Consider the following 16,032-nt stretch of genomic DNA (forward strand, 5'->3'; position numbering starts at 1 on the left):
AAGAACGGGAGTTTTATTTTTCTTAAAGGAGAGATAACAATGGACAAGAAAAAAGTCATCGTGGTAGAGCGTATTTCGGACAAAGGCGTGGAAATGCTGAAAAACCAGCCGGATTTGGAAGTGGATGTAAAATTTGACATTCCTCGTGAAGAGTTATTAAAGATTGTGGGAAAATACGATGCCATTGTGGTGCGCAGCGTAACCAAAATCAACGAAGAATTTTATCAGGCAGCCACCAACCTGAAGGTGGTGGGCCGTGCCGGCAACGGGGTAGACAACATCGATATTGCCGGAGCTACCCAGCGGGGCATCATTGTGGTGAATACTCCGGAAGCCAACGTAATTTCGGCCGCTGAACATACCATTGGCCTGATGCTGGCTTCCTGCCGGAATACGGTACGGGCCCAGAAGATGATTGAAAGCAAGGTCTGGGACCGGAAGGACCTGAAGGGCGTGGAACTGTACCACAAGACCCTGGGGATTATCGGCCTGGGCCGGATTGGTACCTTGGTTACCAAGCGGATGCAGGCTTTTGAAATGAAGGTTATTGCCTACGATCCCTACATTCCCGACAGCCGGTTCAAACGGCTGGGGGTAGAAAAATGTGAAACCCTGGATGAGTTGCTGGCCCAAGCCGATATTATCACCATCCATACTCCCAAGACGGAAGAAACCATCAATATGCTGGGCAAGGCCGAACTGGCCAAATGCAAGGACGGGGTTCGCCTGGTGAACTGCGCCCGGGGCGGCTTGTACAACGAACAGGCTGTAGCTGACGCTATCAAGGCTGGCAAGGTAGCCAGCATCGGTTTGGACGTACTGGTAGATGAACCCAAACCCATTTCCCCCTTGATTGGCCTGAACCAATGCGTACTGACGCCCCACTTGGGCGCTGACACGGTGGAAGCCCAGGACAAGGTGGGCATCGCCATTGCCGAAGAAGTGGTAAACGTACTGAAGGGCCAAATGGTGCCCAACGCTGTGAACCTGCCGGCCCTGCATCCCCAGGAACTGGAAGGCATGGCTGGCTATCTGCAGCTGGGCGAATGCCTGGGCAAGTTCTATTACCAGCTGGAGAAAGACCCGGTGGACAAGGTGGAGATCATCTACCAGGGACCGGCTGCCCATCTGGAAACCAACCTGATTACCCGCAGCATCTTGAAGGGCCTGTTTGACCCCATCCTGAAGGAACGGGTCAACGTGGTCAACGCCGAACTGGCCGCCGAGAACCGGGGCGTAGCCGTGGTGGAAGGCAAGGTCAATGGGGAAGACCGGGTGAACCGGATCAGCCTGCGGGTGTACAGCGGGGAAAAGGTCTTTACCGCAGCCGGAACGGTTGCGCCGGACAATACGCCCCATATTACGGAACTCCAGGGCTATGCCTTTGATGTGGTACCGGCACCCTATATGCTCCTGGCCAAGAACGATGATAAGCCGGGCATGATTGGGCAGATTGGTACTCTGATGGGAGCCGCCCATGTGAACATTGCCACCATGCAGGTGGCCCGGGATATGGATAAGGGCAGCGCTATGATGGTAATGACCGTGGACAGCACCGTGGATAAGAGCACCCTGCAAATTGTGGCAGGTTTGGACGGCATCAATTCTGCGGACTTTGTAAAATTGTAAAAATAATAGACAGCAAAAAGGAGTGCAGCCAGGGGGCCGCACTCCTTTTTTGATTGCTGAAACTGGGTCAGCTTTTGGCCCTGTTTTGTACCAGCCGGAAACTGTTGCAGGCACACAGGCCCCCCGCTGCGTTGCCGGCGGAAATGACCAGAATCCGCAGGAGGGCATCCCCATTCATCCGGCCTGCCATAAAGAAGTAGAACATATCCGCAATGCTGTGTTCGTAGCCGCTGAGAACGAAAACGATTACCCCCAGGAAGACGGCCAGGTACTTTCCGGGAACGTGGGGAGCACTGCGGTAGCCTTCCACCGCCAGGAACACGAAAATATTGCAGAAAAACCCCAGGATGAACAGGCTCAGCAGGCTGTCCTGGCTCTTGGCATAAACCAGGGCCTGGGCCGCGCTGCGGCTGGCAATCACTACCCGGGTTTGGGATAGGAGCAGGGCCGTAAGGCCGGTACCCACCAGATTCCCCAGCCAAATCAGGGGCAGTTTCAGGGCGTAGGCAGCGTCCTGCTGCAGGGCATAGCACGCCCGGCCGGTAAACAGGGCAAAACCGTACTGGCAGATGGTCAAAAGGCCAATGCAGAACAGACAGGCGCCCAGGAGCCGGTTGGATTGGGCTACAAAGGCGGCACCTCCCAGGCCGATGCAGACCCCGGCGAGGATTGCAGAAGCGAAAAGTTTCAGTTGTTCCATGGTATTCCCCTCTCAGAAGCAAAATATAAGCTGCCAAAAGCGGCAGAGGTGATTCTACTTCCACTATACCTGAGGCAGGAAAACTTGTCAAAAGAAAGCGTACAATAAAGTTGAGTTAACCAGTAATAAATATAAGAACTTTTAATATTTGCCTTGCCAAAATAGGAAAAATGCCGGGAAAACAGCTGAAATGCCTGTCTGAAAACTTCGCTTAGATGGACAATATGGATAAAAATCCCGTTCTTCTTTACAAATTAGGAGAAAAATCTGCAAAGAACAAGGCTAAAAAGGCTGTTTTGAAAATATTTCAATATACCTGCATTAAAAACTAATTTTGAAGCCGTTGAAAAGTACGTGAAATTTAGGTAAAATATTACCATTCTAAATTTTTTGGTCAGTTGTAAAATGAACTTGAACAGTTAATCAAAAAATAAAAATCCATAGTGAAGCCTCATGCTAAAATGGTTTTGCGAGAAATCATCAACAAAGGAGCAATCACGATGGATCACATCCATTCTAACACAATGGAGGACGTACGTATCCCCGGCCGCCATCTTTCTTTGGAAGAACGTGGTATGATTCAAGCTCTGCATCGTCAAGGGCTTTCCCTTCGCAACATTGCTGCTGCAGTAGGATGTGCTCATACGACTGTTTTCTATGAGCTTCGGCGTGGAACGCCGGAACGAAAAAGCAAGCACGGTCGTGCCCCACAGTATATGGCAAAGCGCGGTCAGAAGGCATACGCAAAGAATCGCAAGAACTCCAGGAAGACTTGCAAAATCGATCATGACGACTGCGAATCGTTCATCCAATGGATGGTAGAACAAGTCCGCCAGGAACGTTGGTCACTGGATGCCTGCGTTGGCTATGCTAGGCGGAACAAGCTATTTACGCCGGAACAGATTCCCTGTACCAAGACGCTTTACAACATGCTTTGGGCTAATAAGCTTCCGCTGTCGCTCTTCGAAGTCCCGCGAGCCTTAAAGCATAAACACCGTCGGAAATGGGTACGTAAGAACAAGCGTATGAAGGGTCGCTCCATTGAGGAACGTCCTGCCGTCGTCAATGAAGGTACCGAAATTGGCCACTGGGAAGTGGACACGGTCGTTGGTCAGCGTGCAGGCCGTGAGGCAGTAGTCTTCACTGCTGTTGAAAAGGTTACGCGCAACTACATCGCCATCCGCATTCCTGGACGTACCTGTGCCGGCGTTGAATCCGCTCTTGCACAGTTGCAGGAGCTATATGGCGCAGAGCGCTTCAGCCAGATTTTTAAGACGATGACGGCCGATAACGGTCCTGAGTTTGAGAACTTGTCACAGTTCGAGAGTCTCGGCACCAAGATGTACTTTACACATTCGTACAGCTCGTGGGAACGGGCTCAAAACGAACGCCACAATGGCTTGCTGAGGGATTTCATCCCAAAGGGCATGTCCGTAGAGCGGTTCTCTGATGAGGATATCCTGAACATGGCAGATACGCTGAACCAGCGCCCACGTCGTGTTTTGGGCTACCATACGCCGTCAGAGCTATTTGATGCATTCCTCGATGAAGTTTATGCTATTGAGTGTGTNGTAGAGCGGTTCTCTGATGAGGATATCCTGAACATGGCAGATACGCTGAACCAGCGCCCACGTCGTGTTTTGGGCTACCATACGCCGTCAGAGCTATTTGATGCATTCCTCGATGAAGTTTATGCTATTGAGTGTGTTTCTTGATTATAGTTGTTCAAATTCAACTTGCAATTTACCTTCTAAATTTTTTCTCATTTTTTTTCTTTTTTTACAGAGGGGGATGACCTATGCAATTCGATTTAGTTGGTTTTTTCCTGAATCCATTGGTCCTGCTGTTTTTGACCATGGCTTTGGGAAACATGTTCGGTGAACTGCAGTTCAAGAAGTTCAAGTTCGGTATCACCGGGACCCTGTTTGTGGGCCTGGGCATCGGCTACTTCCTGACCCAGTACGCCGCCACCATCGCCAAGGGCAGCAAGTATTTTGCTACTGCCACCACCATCATGCAGGGGAAAGTAATCAACGGCACCCTGATGAACCTGTCTTTGCTGATTTTCCTGGTTGGTACCGGTCTGTTGGCCGCCAAGGACATGAAGTACGCCATCAGCAAATTCGGCCGTCAATTTGTGATTCTTGCCATTTTTATTCCGTTTGTAGGCGCTGTTTGTTCCTATGGCTTCTCCAAAGCCCTGGACAACATGAGCCCCTACCAGATTACCGGTACCTACACCGGCGCTCTGACCAGCTCCACCGGCCTGGCTGCTGCTACGGAATCTTCCGATTCTGAATCCCGGCGGATTGCCCAGGATTTCCAGAATCAGGACCAGAAGACCCAAAAGAAGATGCTGGCCATCATCAACGGGGCCAAGGCTCGGGATGCCAAGCTGCGCAACCAGCCGGTTCCTGAAACCATGACCGTAGAAAATACCCAGAGCCTGAAAAACGAAGACGTTGAAGTGTTCGTTACGGAAGCCAAAGCCGGCGTAGGCGTTGGCCATTCCATCGGTTATCCTTTCGGCGTACTGTTCCTGATCATCGCCGTAAACGTAATTCCCAAAATCTTTGGGTTTGACGTGGAAAAGGAAAAAGAAGAGTACTTTGCCCAAAAGGCCTTGGATATTAAAAAGAATGAAAACCTGGCCGTGGACAAGATGCCGGAAGTTCCCCTGGACTTTATCGGTTTCTCCCTGGCAGCCTTCCTGGGCTTCCTGCTGGGTTCCATTAAGATTTACCTGGGACCTTTGGGGATGTTCTCCCTGGGTTCTACCGGCGGCGCCATCATCGTTTCCTTGATTCTGGGCGCTGTGGGCAAACTGGGTCCCATCCACTTCCGCATGAACTCCATGGTGCTGGGCAAGATGCGTACCTACTTCCTGTCCGTGTTCCTGGCTGGTACCGGCCTGAACTACGGCTTCCGGGTGGTGGATGCCATCACCGGCGCTGGCTACATGATCGTAATCATTTCTTCCCTGGTAGCCATCCTGTCCATCCTGTTCGGCTTCCTGCTGGGCCGCTACTGCTTCCACATCAACTGGACCCTCTTGTGCGGCGCCATCACCGGCGGCATGACCTCCGCTCCTGGCCTGGGTGCTGCCATTGATGCCATTGAATGCGATGAACCGGCTGTATCCTACGGTGCTACCCAGCCCCTGGCTACCCTGTTCATGGTAATCTTCTCCATCATCATCCATAAGCTGCCTATCTGATGCAGCTGTCCAAAATTGTCTGCCAAAGCCCTTGGGGTTCTGGCAGACAATTTTTTATGGCTTGGCAGGAAACTGCCCTGCGTAAGAAATTTGTGCTAAAATGTTGGTAAAACAACGGACTATTCTTTCCGTTTTGCTATAATACAAGCAAGGGGGGAGGAACATGCAGGCAGGAACTGTTTTTTCATTGGTACAAAACAACCAGCCCGTAGAAGGCTGCACCATTTCCGGACAGCTGTTTCCAGGGAAACAGGCAGAGGCCCTGCTTTTCTCGTTGGCTCAGGGAACGTCCATCAGCGCTGAGAGTTATCCTCAGGGACGGCTTTATTTGGGCCTTGCAGGAGAGCTGGTACTTCAGGATCCGGAGGAGCAGCGCCAGGTAGGCGCCGGTCAGGTGGCCTTTCGCAAGGGCGGCAGCTTGACCAAGCTTCTGGCTCCCCAAGCTGCAATTTATGCAGAAATTCCCATCAAGGAGGAAAAAAACATGGCAATGGCATTGGATGCAGGAAAAGTAATGAAGCTGGCTGACCTGGTTCCCTACCAGGCAGGCAAAATCGTCAACCGGGATCTGGTGGACGAGGCACATATGAAGTTTGTGGTGCTGAGCTTTGCCGGCGGAACAGCGCTGCCGGAACACGCTGCACCGGGCCAGGCCCTGATTTTCGCCCTGGATGGGGAAGCAGTCATTACCTACGAAGGCAAGGACCATCTCATTAAGGCAGGGGAAAACTTCGTCTTCGCTCCCGGCGGCCTTCACGCCGTCCGGGTGGAGCAGGGACAGCAGTTTAAGATGGCCCTGCTGCTAAATCTCTAAGCATTGAACATAAGGAATACCCTGGATTGAAGATTTTCATAGGGGGCGTGCAGCGGCGCGTCCCCGCTTTTTTTTGCCCGAAAGGGGAAGTGGGGTACCTGAAAACACCTTTACAGAATTATCAAAATTGCTGTAGAATATTTGTATACAAAAAACACAGGAGGCATTTTCCCATGGACACCAACAATCTCCGTTATTTTGCCGCTGTGGCCAAGTATGGTTCTATTACCCAGGCGGCCAAGGCCATGTATATTTCCCAGCCCCAGCTGAGCCACATCATCAAGCAGCTGGAACAGGAAATGGGCCTGACCTTGTTTCGGCGGACCAGCCAGGGCACCCGGCTTACCGTGGACGGCCAGCGGGTTTTGAGCCACTGCAAGGTGATTCTCAGGGAAATGGACAGGCTGGAAAATATGGCCAGTACCCAGAAAATGGACCACAGCCGCCTGAATGTCAGTATGACCCGGTTTTCCCATACTTCCGAGTGTTTTAACGAAATCTGCCGGAAGTACCAGGATATCGACAGTTTTTCCAGCCACCTGTGCGAAGCAGCCACCATGAATGTGGTGGAGCAGGTGAAAAGCGGGTATTCCAATGTAGGGGTGATCCATGTTTCTACCCAGCGGCCGGACCTTACCGGGTACTTTGCCCAGCAGGGCCTGACCTACCTGCCGCTGGCCTGCTTTAAGCCCTATGTGTGCCTGTCCAAGGAGCATGAGCTGATCCGCCGGCACGGCCGGAAGGGTATCCATATCCAGGACTTGCAGGACTACGGCTTTGTCCGGTACATGGGGCAGTATGAGGACTTTATTTATCATATCAGTACGGAAAAGGGGCCTATAGACCTGAACGAGGCCCGGAAGATTGTTTACGTCAACGATCGGCAGGAACAGATGCGGCTGTTGTCCAAAACCAATTTCTTTACGGTGGGGATTATGGAATTTCCGGACCAGGGGGCCATGTACGGGGTGATTTCCGTGCCCCTTTTGGGCTGCCAGGAACATCTGCGCTTTGGGATTATTTTGCGGCAAAATGCAATTTTATCCCAAATGGAGGAGGATTTTATCACCCTGCTGCAGAATCAATACCATAAACTCCAGGCACAGGAAGCGGACCTTTTATCGGCTTCGTAAATACCCCCTATGTAAATCATCTATTTCCTGCATGGATTCATCTTATCTTATAATGAATTTGTGAAGTTTTCGCAAGATTCGAAAATAGGAGGATGAACGAAGATGATGGAATTTTTGGATGCATTGGACAGTGTGCTGTATTATCCCATCCTGCTGGTGGTCATGGGGGCTGCCGGTTTGTACTTTAGTGTGCGCATGGGCTTTGTGCAGCTGCGGCGGCTGCCGGAAGCCATTCACCTGGTGATGGCCAAACCGGCGGATGGAAGTACTACCTCTCCTTTTCAGGCACTGATGGTTTCCACGGCGGCCTGTGTGGGAACCGGGAATATCATCGGGGTATCCACGGCCATTTGTTTGGGGGGACCGGGGGCTGTGTTCTGGATGACCTTGATGGCGATTATTGGGGCGGCTTCTTCCTTTACGGAATGCACCCTAGCCCAGATCTTCAAGCGGCGGAAAGAGGACGGTTCCTCCTACGGGGGCCCGGCCTACTACATTGAAGATGCCCTGCACAATAAGGCTCTGGCAACTGCCTTCGTTATTTTCCTGCTGCTGACCTATTCCTTTGGGTTCAACCTTCTGTGCTCCTACAATGTGCAGTCCACCTTTTCCGTCTACAGCTTTTATAATCCGTCGGTAACCCCGGCCATTATTGGGGCTATTATGGCAGCCTTGGTAGGAATCTGCGTACTGGGCGGTTCCAAGGCCATTGAAAAAGCTGCCAGCCTGCTGGTACCCGTTATGGGGGTGGCGTATGTTGTCGTTACGGTGGTGGTTTTGGTGATGAATTATCAAGTTCTTCCGCAGGTTATCGAAACCATTTTTGCGGATGCATTCAACTTCCGGGCTATTTTTGGCGGTATCGGCGGGTCCTGCCTGGTCATGGGCATTAAACGGGGGCTCTATTCCAACGAAGCTGGGGTGGGCAGTGCGCCTAACGCAGCAGCTTCCGCCACTACCACCCATCCGGTAAAACAGGGACTGGTGCAGATGCTGTCCGTATACATCGATACGGTCATCCTGTGCAACGCTACGGCACTGATGTGCCTGGTGTCCGGGGTGCAGGGCAATGCAGAAAATGCCGGGGCTGTATGGGTACAAACGTCCTTGTATCAGGTGCTGGGCAGCTTTGGCCCTATGTTTATCACCGTGGCCATGATTTTGTTCTCCTTCACTACGCTGATAGGGAACATTTACTACTGCCAGAACGGACTGGCCTATCTGAACCATAAAAAGATGCCCAGTCAAGGCTTTATGAAGGGTTTCTACCTGTATGCCGTCTTGATTGTCTTTGTAGGCGCCATTATTCCTATGGCAGCAGCCTGGGATTTGGCAGACATTATGATGGGCGGCATGACCCTGATCAACCTGACGGCCTGCCTGCTGCTCAGCGGGGTGGTTGTCAAGGCATATCAGGATTATTGCAAACAAAAGGCTGCCGGGCTGGATCCCCAGTTCCTGGGCTCCGCCATTGGCCTGAAACCCAGCGAAATTGAATTTTGGAAGGACGGCACGGAAAGCCACGAAGAAACTGACGAGGACGACGAAGGGCTGGAAGCGTTAAGCAATCATGCTGGTCCTTCCTTGTAAAACTTGGCTTTATAAAATAGCTTGACCTAAGAAGGGGGAAAGGGCAATGGTTTTGGAAAAGAAAGAAGTACAGCAAATCCTGGATGATGCGTTAAACGAAGGGCGCAGCGTCCTGTACGAGGGCAAGGTGGCCAGTTATATTCCTGAACTGGCCAAGGCCAACTCTGGCAATCTGGGTGTGTGCATTATGAAAAAAGATGGCAGCGTTTACAGCGCCGGGGATGATAATATTCCCTTTACCATCCAAAGTATTTCCAAAACCTTTGGCCTGATTCTGGCCCTGCAGACTGCCGGCTACGACAAGGTATTCAGCAAAATCGGCATGGAACCTACTGGAGACCGGTTTGACAGCATTCTGCAGCTGGAACTGAAGGATTGGCGTCCCTTTAACCCCATGATCAACGCCGGAGCCATTGTGACCACCAGCTGCATCGAAACTCCGGACCCTTTCGGTTCCTTCCTGGAACTGGTCCGGAAGCTGTGTGACAATCCCAAAATCCGGCTGAACGAATGCGTGTACCAGTCCGAGAAAAAGACCGGCACCCGGAACCGCTCCATCGCCTTTTTGCTGAAAAGCGACCATGTGCTGGACGGGGAACCGGAAGAGGTACTGGATGTCTATTTTCGGATGTGCTCTGTTATGGTTACCGCCCGGGATTTGGCCCACTACGGCATGATCCTGTCCAACCACGGGGTGGACCCCAAAACCGGGGAACAGCTGGTGGATTCCAAGATTATCCGGATTGTGACCACCCTGATGATGCTCTGCGGGATGTACGACGAATCCGGGGAATACGCAGTGAAAGTGGGGCTGCCCAGCAAAAGCGGCGTAGGCGGCGGGATTTGCGCCGTCGCCCGGCAGGGCGTGGGCATTGGGACCTTCGGTCCCATGCTGAACAAGAAGGGCAACAGTGTAGGGGGCATGAAAATCCTCCAGGTCCTTTCCGACCGGCTGGGCCTGCACGTATTTGATTCCAAAGCGTTCTAATCTCATTGCTATAGATAAACTCCCTCTTTTTTCGAAAAAGGCCTGTGCAGCTCCAGCACGGGCCTTTTTCATGGTATAATAAAAACTTGAGACAAATAACCTGTACCCAATGGGGCAGTACGCAAACAAGGAGGCAATACCATGGACCTGGCACCCAAACTCACCATGCTGATTTCGCTTTTGATTTTCGGGACCATTGGGTTGGTGCGGCGGTTTATTCCCCTGGATTCCGTGCCGCTGGCCCTGCTCCGGGCGCTTTTGGGCTGCGTAACCCTGGTTCTCATTATGGCCGTAACCCGGCAGCCCCTGCGGCTGCGGGAGCTTTTGGCCTACAAGGGGAAACTGCTGCTATGCGGTCTTTTGCTGGGCTTGGACTGGATCTGCTTTTTTGAGTCCTTTAACTATACTACGGTTGCCGTGGCTACCCTGTGCTACTATATGGCCCCGGTCTTTATGCTGTTGGCGGCGCCCCTGGTGTTTCACGAAACCCTGGGCCCCTGGAAGCTGGCCTGCGCTGGCTGCACAATTTTGGGGATGCTGCTGGTTTCCGGGTACGTGGGCAGTACGGAAATCCAGATTCAAGGCCCGGGGGTGGTCTTTGCCCTGTTGGGAGCCCTGTTCTATGCCGGGGTTATCATCCTGAACAAGGGCATCCTGGGCCTCACCGCCTACGAAAAATCTGCCACCCAGCTGGGGATTGCGGCCCTTTTGCTGCTGCCTTACACGGCGGCAGTGGGCAAGCTGCACTTTGCCGGGGTGGGGACAACGGGAGCCCTTTTGATTCTGGTTTTGGGGGTGGTCCATACAGGACTGGCCTACGGTCTGTACTACGGCTCCCTGACCCAGGTATCCGCCCAGGCTACGGCCCTGCTCAGCTATGTAGACCCCATTACCGCAGTGCTGCTGTCCGCCTTTGTGCTCCGGGAACCCATGTCGGCCTGGCAGGCTGCCGGGGTATGCCTGGTTCTGGGCGGCATGATTGGCAGTGAAATCAAGAACCCGCTGAAAAAAGCGGCGTAAAAGAAAGAAGGAGAGGGTTATGGATCCTTTGGCACATGTATTTCATCCCGGCGATATTGTCCGGCATTTCAAATGGGAAACCTTGACTGACGAGGAAAAGAAAACCAACCGGTATCTGTATCGGATTATTGGCCCCGCCGTCCATACGGAAACCCGGGAACCCCTGATGGTCTACCAGGCCCTGTATGGGGATTTTGGGGTGTACGCCCGGCCTTCCGCCATGTTCTACAGCGAAGTGGAACACGACAAGTACCCCCAAATCCAGCAGAAATACCGTTTTGAAAAGCTGCGGAAATAAAAAGGTAAACCTATAAATATATATGGTTGACACAAATAAGAAATGCTTCTATACTGGGAAGCAGAAAACCCCAGGAATGCAGCGGCATTCCTTACCCCCATCTTCCCTCAAGGAGGGGGAACCCCTGCAAAAAACAAGTCCGGTCATTGGTGGCCCCGGGCTTGTTTTTTTATGTCCGGCAGGGGAAATTCACGGTTTTTCAAGAAAATTGCTTTTTATCCGTAATTGTCATATGATAAAGAAATCAAAGTAGTATTTTTGGGAGGCCTCCGGGGCCCTTCCTGAAATAGAATGGAGAATGCAGGATGGATAACGAAATGATACTGACCGATGACTTGCGCCGGGTGCCCCGGGAGGAACTGGACCGGCGGCTGGAGCAGCTGCGCAGAGCCCTGACCCAGGAGGACCCGGGGTGGCAGCTGGCGGTGGTGACCGAAAAGACCAGTATGTACTACTATACGGGAACCATGCAGGAAGGCGCCTATCTGGTGCGGCCCCAGGATGCGGTGCTGTGGGTCCGGCGGAGTCTCAGACGGGCCCGGAACGAATCCCTGCTGCCCGCCAGCCAGATTCGTCCCATGCACAGCTTCAGACAGGCGGCGGTCTACTATGACGATGAGCCCCCGGAGCGCATCTACCTGGACGAAAAGCACACTTCCCTGGAGTGGCTGGGGCTTTTTGGCAAATACTTCCAGACGGAGCGGTGGCAGCCCTTGAACAAACTGCTGACCCGGCTGCGCAGCGTAAAAAGCCCCTACGAGCTAGCTCTCATGGAGCGCAGCGGCCGGATTCACCAGCAGGTGCTGACCCAGGAGGTAACCGGTCTGGTCCACACGGGCATCAGCGAGGCGGAACTGGCCATTCAGCTGTATTGGAAAATGGTCCAGCAGGGCAGCCAGGGTATTGCCCGTACCAACCGGCCCACCGGGGAAGATGTGGTGGGGCTTACCTCCTTTGGCAAAAGCGCCCTGGTGCCCACGGCCTTTGACGGTCCCGGGGGCACAGATGGCACCTGCATTGCCATGCAGAGCATCGGTTCTGCCTTCCGGTTTTTGAAGCCGGGTCGGCTGATTTATTTGGACATTCCCTGCGGCTTTGACGGCTACACCACGGACAAAAGCGTGGTGTACTACTACGGAGACCTGGCAGCGGATCCTCAGGGGGAGGAAATCCGCCGGGCCTACGCCTACTGTGTGGCTCTGGAGCAGGAAACGGCTTCCCTCCTAAAGCCCGGAGCGGTGCTGGGGGAAATCTACGACCAGGTGATGGGCCATTTTGACCATCGGTACGACGGTATTTTTATGAACGGGGGAAAATTCCTGGGCCACAGCGTGGGGCTGTGCCTGGATGAAACCCCAGTAATTGCCGGCGGCGTAAGGGACCGGGCAGAGGAGAATATGACCTTTGCCCTGGAACCCAAAATCGCCCTGCCGGGCATCGGCATGGTGGGTACGGAAAATACCTACCGGATTACCAGTAAGGGTGCGCTCTGCCTCACAGGCGGCCCTCAGGAGCTGGTGATAATCCCTGCGAAAGGGTCTTCACCAGAGTCTGAAAAAATGATAAAATGAATCATTAGAGTGTGAGGAAAAGGGGAGAAACACCATGGCAGTTACGCAAAAAGAGGATTCCATCATCGATAAAGATGACTTTTTGGAAACCCAGGAAATTATCCGCAAACAGATTCAAAGCAACAGCAAGCTGACCGGTGCGCAAAAACGACAGTGCCTGCAGGTTTTGGAGGGCATTGGCCATTCCGTAATTTACGGAGGCGTGCGGCAGCACGGCATTACCAAGGCCATGCTGAAAACGGCATTTCCCGTTTTTGGCAAAATGAGTGAAGACAATCGGCACAACGACAAGGAACTGAAAGTACTCAAGGTTCTCACCTATTTGATTTATCAGGGGATTATTCAGTAATGAACGCAATTACCATCTTTTTGCTGGCCGTATCCTTATCCATGGATGCCTTTGCCGTATCGGTCTGCGGCGGGCTGAAAATGAAACCCAGCGAGCGGTTTCGGGGCGGTCTGACCTTTGGCGCCTGGTTCGGGGGATTCCAGGCGCTGATGCCTTTTTTGGGGTATGAATTGGGGCTGCATTTTGCTAAGGCGGCTTCTGCCTACTCCCATTGGATTACCCTGGTGATTCTGGGCTATATCGGCATCAATATGATCCGGGAAGCCGGAGAAGACCAGGAAGAAGAAAAGATTACCGGGTTTACCGTAATGCTGGGCCTGGCGGTGGCTACCAGCCTGGATGCCCTGGGGGTGGGCGTCAGTCTGGCCTTTTCCGCCGTGGACATTGTGCCCGTGGTACTGGAAATTGGGACCATTACCTTTTGCCTGTCCTTTCTGGGCTGTGCCTGCGGGGCCCTGATTGGTATGTGGGGCAAGGCCAACGCAGAACGGGCCGGCGGACTGGTATTGATTTCCCTGGGAATCAAGGCAGTCTTGGAACATTATCACATCTTATAAATACGGGAGCTGCTGCAGGGTGCTGCGGCGGCTCTTGTTTCGCATGTATAGAAGGAGGTGCCAGGCGTGGGTACAAAACAGCGGTGGATTATGCACGTGGATATGGATGCATTTTTTGCCTCTGTGGAGCAGCTGGACCACCCGGAATACCGGGGCAAGCCGGTGATTGTTGGCGGGTTGTCCGGCCGGGGGGTGGTTTCCACCTGTTCCTACGAGGCCCGGAAGTTCGGGGTCCATTCAGCCATGCCCATGACCCAGGCCTGGCAGCTCTGTCCGAAGGCCATTTTTGTTACCGGCCGGTATGACCGGTACACGGAATTGTCCCAGCAGATTCAGGCGATTTTTCGGGAGTTTTCTCCGGCGGTGGAGCCTTTGTCCATTGACGAGGCTTTCCTGGACCTGACAGGAATGGACAAGCTGGTGGGGGATGTGCGGACCCTGGGGCCCAAGATCAAACAAACTATCCGGGAACGCACCGGGCTCACCGCTTCTGTGGGGCTGGCCCCCAACAAATTCCTGGCCAAGCTGGCCAGTGATTTGGAAAAACCCGATGGTTTGGTAATCATTGAACCGGGGGAGGAGGCAGCCAGAATTGCGCCCCTGCCCCTTAGCAAGGTGTTTGGCCTGGGCCAGCGGTCGGTGGCAGCCCTAAAGAACCTGGGGCTAACCACCATTGGCCAATTGGCGGCCTGCGACCTTAGGGTGCTCCAGCCCCTTTTGGGACGGCAGGCGGAAGAAATCCGGAACCGGGCCCGGGGGCTGGACAGCCGGCCGGTGGTGCCGGATGAGCAGCGCAAATCCCTGGGCAAGGAAAATACCTTTGGGGAAAACCTCCGGGGCAAGGAACCCTGCCTGGAGGCCCTGTGGGACCTGTGCCAGCAGGTGGGCTGGCGGCTGAGAACGGCGGGGCTTGCCGGCTATACGGTGACCCTGAAAATCAAGCTGGCAGATTTTCGCCTGCTGACCCGGAGCCGGACCTGCGACGTGCCGGTGCAGCTGGATGAAGAAATTATGGAACAGATCCGGTATTTGGCGGAGGAAGTCAGCTGGCGGGAGCCGGTACGGCTTTTGGGAGTGGCCGTCAGCCACCTGGCCCCCGGGGGAAGCCTGGGGCTTGATTTGGGAGATGCTGAGCGGGACCGGAAACGGGCCCAGGCTCTCGATGGATTGAAACAGCGTTTTGGGGAAAGTATTATCCGCAAGGGCGGCAAGGCCCGCAGCTAGGAGGTCAGTTTATGGATCGGCAAAGAAAAATCGGTATGGGGTTGGTGCTTTTGGGCGCCAGCTTATGGGGCAGCAGCAGCAACTGTATGGAATATCTGATGAACCATCAGCATTTTACCTGGTCCACCATCCTGTTCGCCCGGATGCTGCTTACAGGGATTATCTTTTTAGGAGTGTCCTGGGTTCAGAAAGAGGACCTGCTGGCAATTTTGCGTAAGGACGGCTGGACCTTCCTGAAATTTTCCGTGCTGGGCATGTACATTATGCAGGATATGTTCATTATGGCCATCCACGACAGCACGGCGGCTACGGCTACGGTGCTCCAGTACTTGATGCCGGCGGTGCTTTTGGGCATGTACCTGTGGCAGGAGAAACGGAAGCCCTACCGGAAAGAGGTGGTGGCGGTAGTCCTGGCCATTGTGGGTACGGCCCTGATTGCCACCAAGGGCCATGGAGCCAGTCTGGCCATTTCGCCCAGCACCCTGGTCTACGGCATCATCAGCGCCTTTGGCATGGCCTGGTACACCATTTATGCGGCGGACCTGCTCCAGCGCTACAGCTGCTTTTTGCTGCTGGGCTGGGGGAGCCTATTCAATGCCCTGATTCTGGGGTTGGCCAACCACCCCACCCTCCAGGGGGCTCTGCTGAACTTTGATACAGCCTGGTCCTTCAGCGTGCTGTTTGTGTGCGGCACCTTGATTGCCTACTACGTGTACCTGGAAAGCACCAAGTACATTCCGGCTTCGGAAACGGGAGCTTTGGCCGCTTTTGAACCCCTTTCTGCCTATTTCTTCTCCGTGCTGTTTTTGGGTAACCACGTAGGCGGGGTGGAAATGCTGGGCGCATTATGCATTATCACTATGGTGGTCATGTTGGCTAGAAAATAAAACAAAATGAAACAAAAAACTGTTGACAATAGGGGTACTCTTCTTTATAATGTAA

Annotated in this window: 14 protein-coding genes and 1 pseudogene; 14 read left to right on the plus strand and 1 reads right to left on the minus strand. The window is 53.4% G+C overall.

The window, feature by feature from the left end; translation table 11 throughout:
* Positions 1-39: 39 nt before the first annotated feature.
* A complete protein-coding gene (gene serA, locus C7E10_RS07280) occupies positions 40-1,629 on the plus strand; it encodes a phosphoglycerate dehydrogenase (RefSeq protein ID WP_105326667.1) in 1,590 nt (529 codons plus the stop codon).
* 67 nt (positions 1,630-1,696) lie between these two features.
* Here serA and C7E10_RS07285 read toward each other — a convergent pair whose 3' ends face one another.
* Positions 1,697-2,329: a formate/nitrite transporter family protein gene (locus C7E10_RS07285; RefSeq protein ID WP_105326668.1), complete on the minus strand. Its 633-nt coding sequence runs from the start codon at positions 2,327-2,329 to the stop codon at positions 1,697-1,699.
* A gap of 500 nt (positions 2,330-2,829) precedes the next feature.
* Here C7E10_RS07285 and C7E10_RS07290 point away from each other — a divergent pair.
* From C7E10_RS07290 to C7E10_RS07350, 13 genes and pseudogenes are all read left to right on the plus strand, one after another.
* Positions 2,830-3,891, plus strand: a pseudogene (locus tag C7E10_RS07290) (IS30 family transposase); the annotation flags it as partial.
* A 236-nt stretch (positions 3,892-4,127) separates the two neighbouring features.
* A complete protein-coding gene (locus C7E10_RS07295; protein WP_105326669.1) occupies positions 4,128-5,546 on the plus strand; it encodes an aspartate-alanine antiporter-like transporter in 1,419 nt (472 codons plus the stop codon).
* A gap of 163 nt (positions 5,547-5,709) precedes the next feature.
* The gene (locus tag C7E10_RS07300) at positions 5,710-6,360 is read left to right on the plus strand and encodes a cupin domain-containing protein (RefSeq protein WP_105326670.1); all 651 of its coding nucleotides are present in this window, start codon (positions 5,710-5,712) and stop codon (positions 6,358-6,360) included.
* A 173-nt stretch (positions 6,361-6,533) separates the two neighbouring features.
* Entirely contained in the window at positions 6,534-7,493 is a 960-nt protein-coding gene (locus tag C7E10_RS07305) for a LysR family transcriptional regulator (RefSeq protein WP_105326671.1), read from the plus strand.
* A gap of 102 nt (positions 7,494-7,595) precedes the next feature.
* The gene (locus tag C7E10_RS07310) at positions 7,596-9,083 is read left to right on the plus strand and encodes an alanine/glycine:cation symporter family protein (protein ID WP_105326672.1); all 1,488 of its coding nucleotides are present in this window, start codon (positions 7,596-7,598) and stop codon (positions 9,081-9,083) included.
* A 46-nt stretch (positions 9,084-9,129) separates the two neighbouring features.
* Positions 9,130-10,071: a glutaminase A gene (gene glsA, locus C7E10_RS07315; protein ID WP_105326673.1), complete on the plus strand. Its 942-nt coding sequence runs from the start codon at positions 9,130-9,132 to the stop codon at positions 10,069-10,071.
* 141 nt (positions 10,072-10,212) lie between these two features.
* A complete protein-coding gene (locus C7E10_RS07320) occupies positions 10,213-11,091 on the plus strand; it encodes a DMT family transporter (protein ID WP_105326674.1) in 879 nt (292 codons plus the stop codon).
* 19 nt (positions 11,092-11,110) lie between these two features.
* Positions 11,111-11,389 (plus strand): DUF1653 domain-containing protein, encoded by a 279-nt coding sequence (locus tag C7E10_RS07325; RefSeq protein WP_105326675.1) that lies wholly within the window; start codon positions 11,111-11,113, stop codon positions 11,387-11,389.
* Positions 11,390-11,694: 305 nt separating this feature from the next.
* Complete coding sequence (locus tag C7E10_RS07330; RefSeq protein WP_105326676.1) at positions 11,695-12,960, plus strand: M24 family metallopeptidase; 1,266 nt, start codon at positions 11,695-11,697, stop codon at positions 12,958-12,960.
* Between the two features lie 34 nt (positions 12,961-12,994).
* Complete coding sequence (locus tag C7E10_RS07335) at positions 12,995-13,309, plus strand: hypothetical protein (RefSeq protein ID WP_105326677.1); 315 nt, start codon at positions 12,995-12,997, stop codon at positions 13,307-13,309.
* On the plus strand, positions 13,309-13,866 hold the full coding sequence (locus C7E10_RS07340; protein WP_105326678.1) for a manganese efflux pump MntP: 558 nt from the start codon (positions 13,309-13,311) through the stop codon (positions 13,864-13,866). The genes C7E10_RS07335 and C7E10_RS07340 overlap by 1 nt, the downstream gene beginning before the upstream one ends.
* Positions 13,867-13,932: 66 nt before the next feature.
* Complete coding sequence (gene dinB, locus C7E10_RS07345; RefSeq protein WP_231085718.1) at positions 13,933-15,090, plus strand: DNA polymerase IV; 1,158 nt, start codon at positions 13,933-13,935, stop codon at positions 15,088-15,090.
* A gap of 11 nt (positions 15,091-15,101) precedes the next feature.
* On the plus strand, positions 15,102-15,977 hold the full coding sequence (locus C7E10_RS07350) for a DMT family transporter (RefSeq protein ID WP_105326680.1): 876 nt from the start codon (positions 15,102-15,104) through the stop codon (positions 15,975-15,977).
* Positions 15,978-16,032 lie beyond the last annotated feature (55 nt).

This window comes from Acidaminococcus hominis, assembly GCF_900291475.1.
GTDB lineage: Bacteria > Bacillota > Negativicutes > Acidaminococcales > Acidaminococcaceae > Acidaminococcus > Acidaminococcus hominis.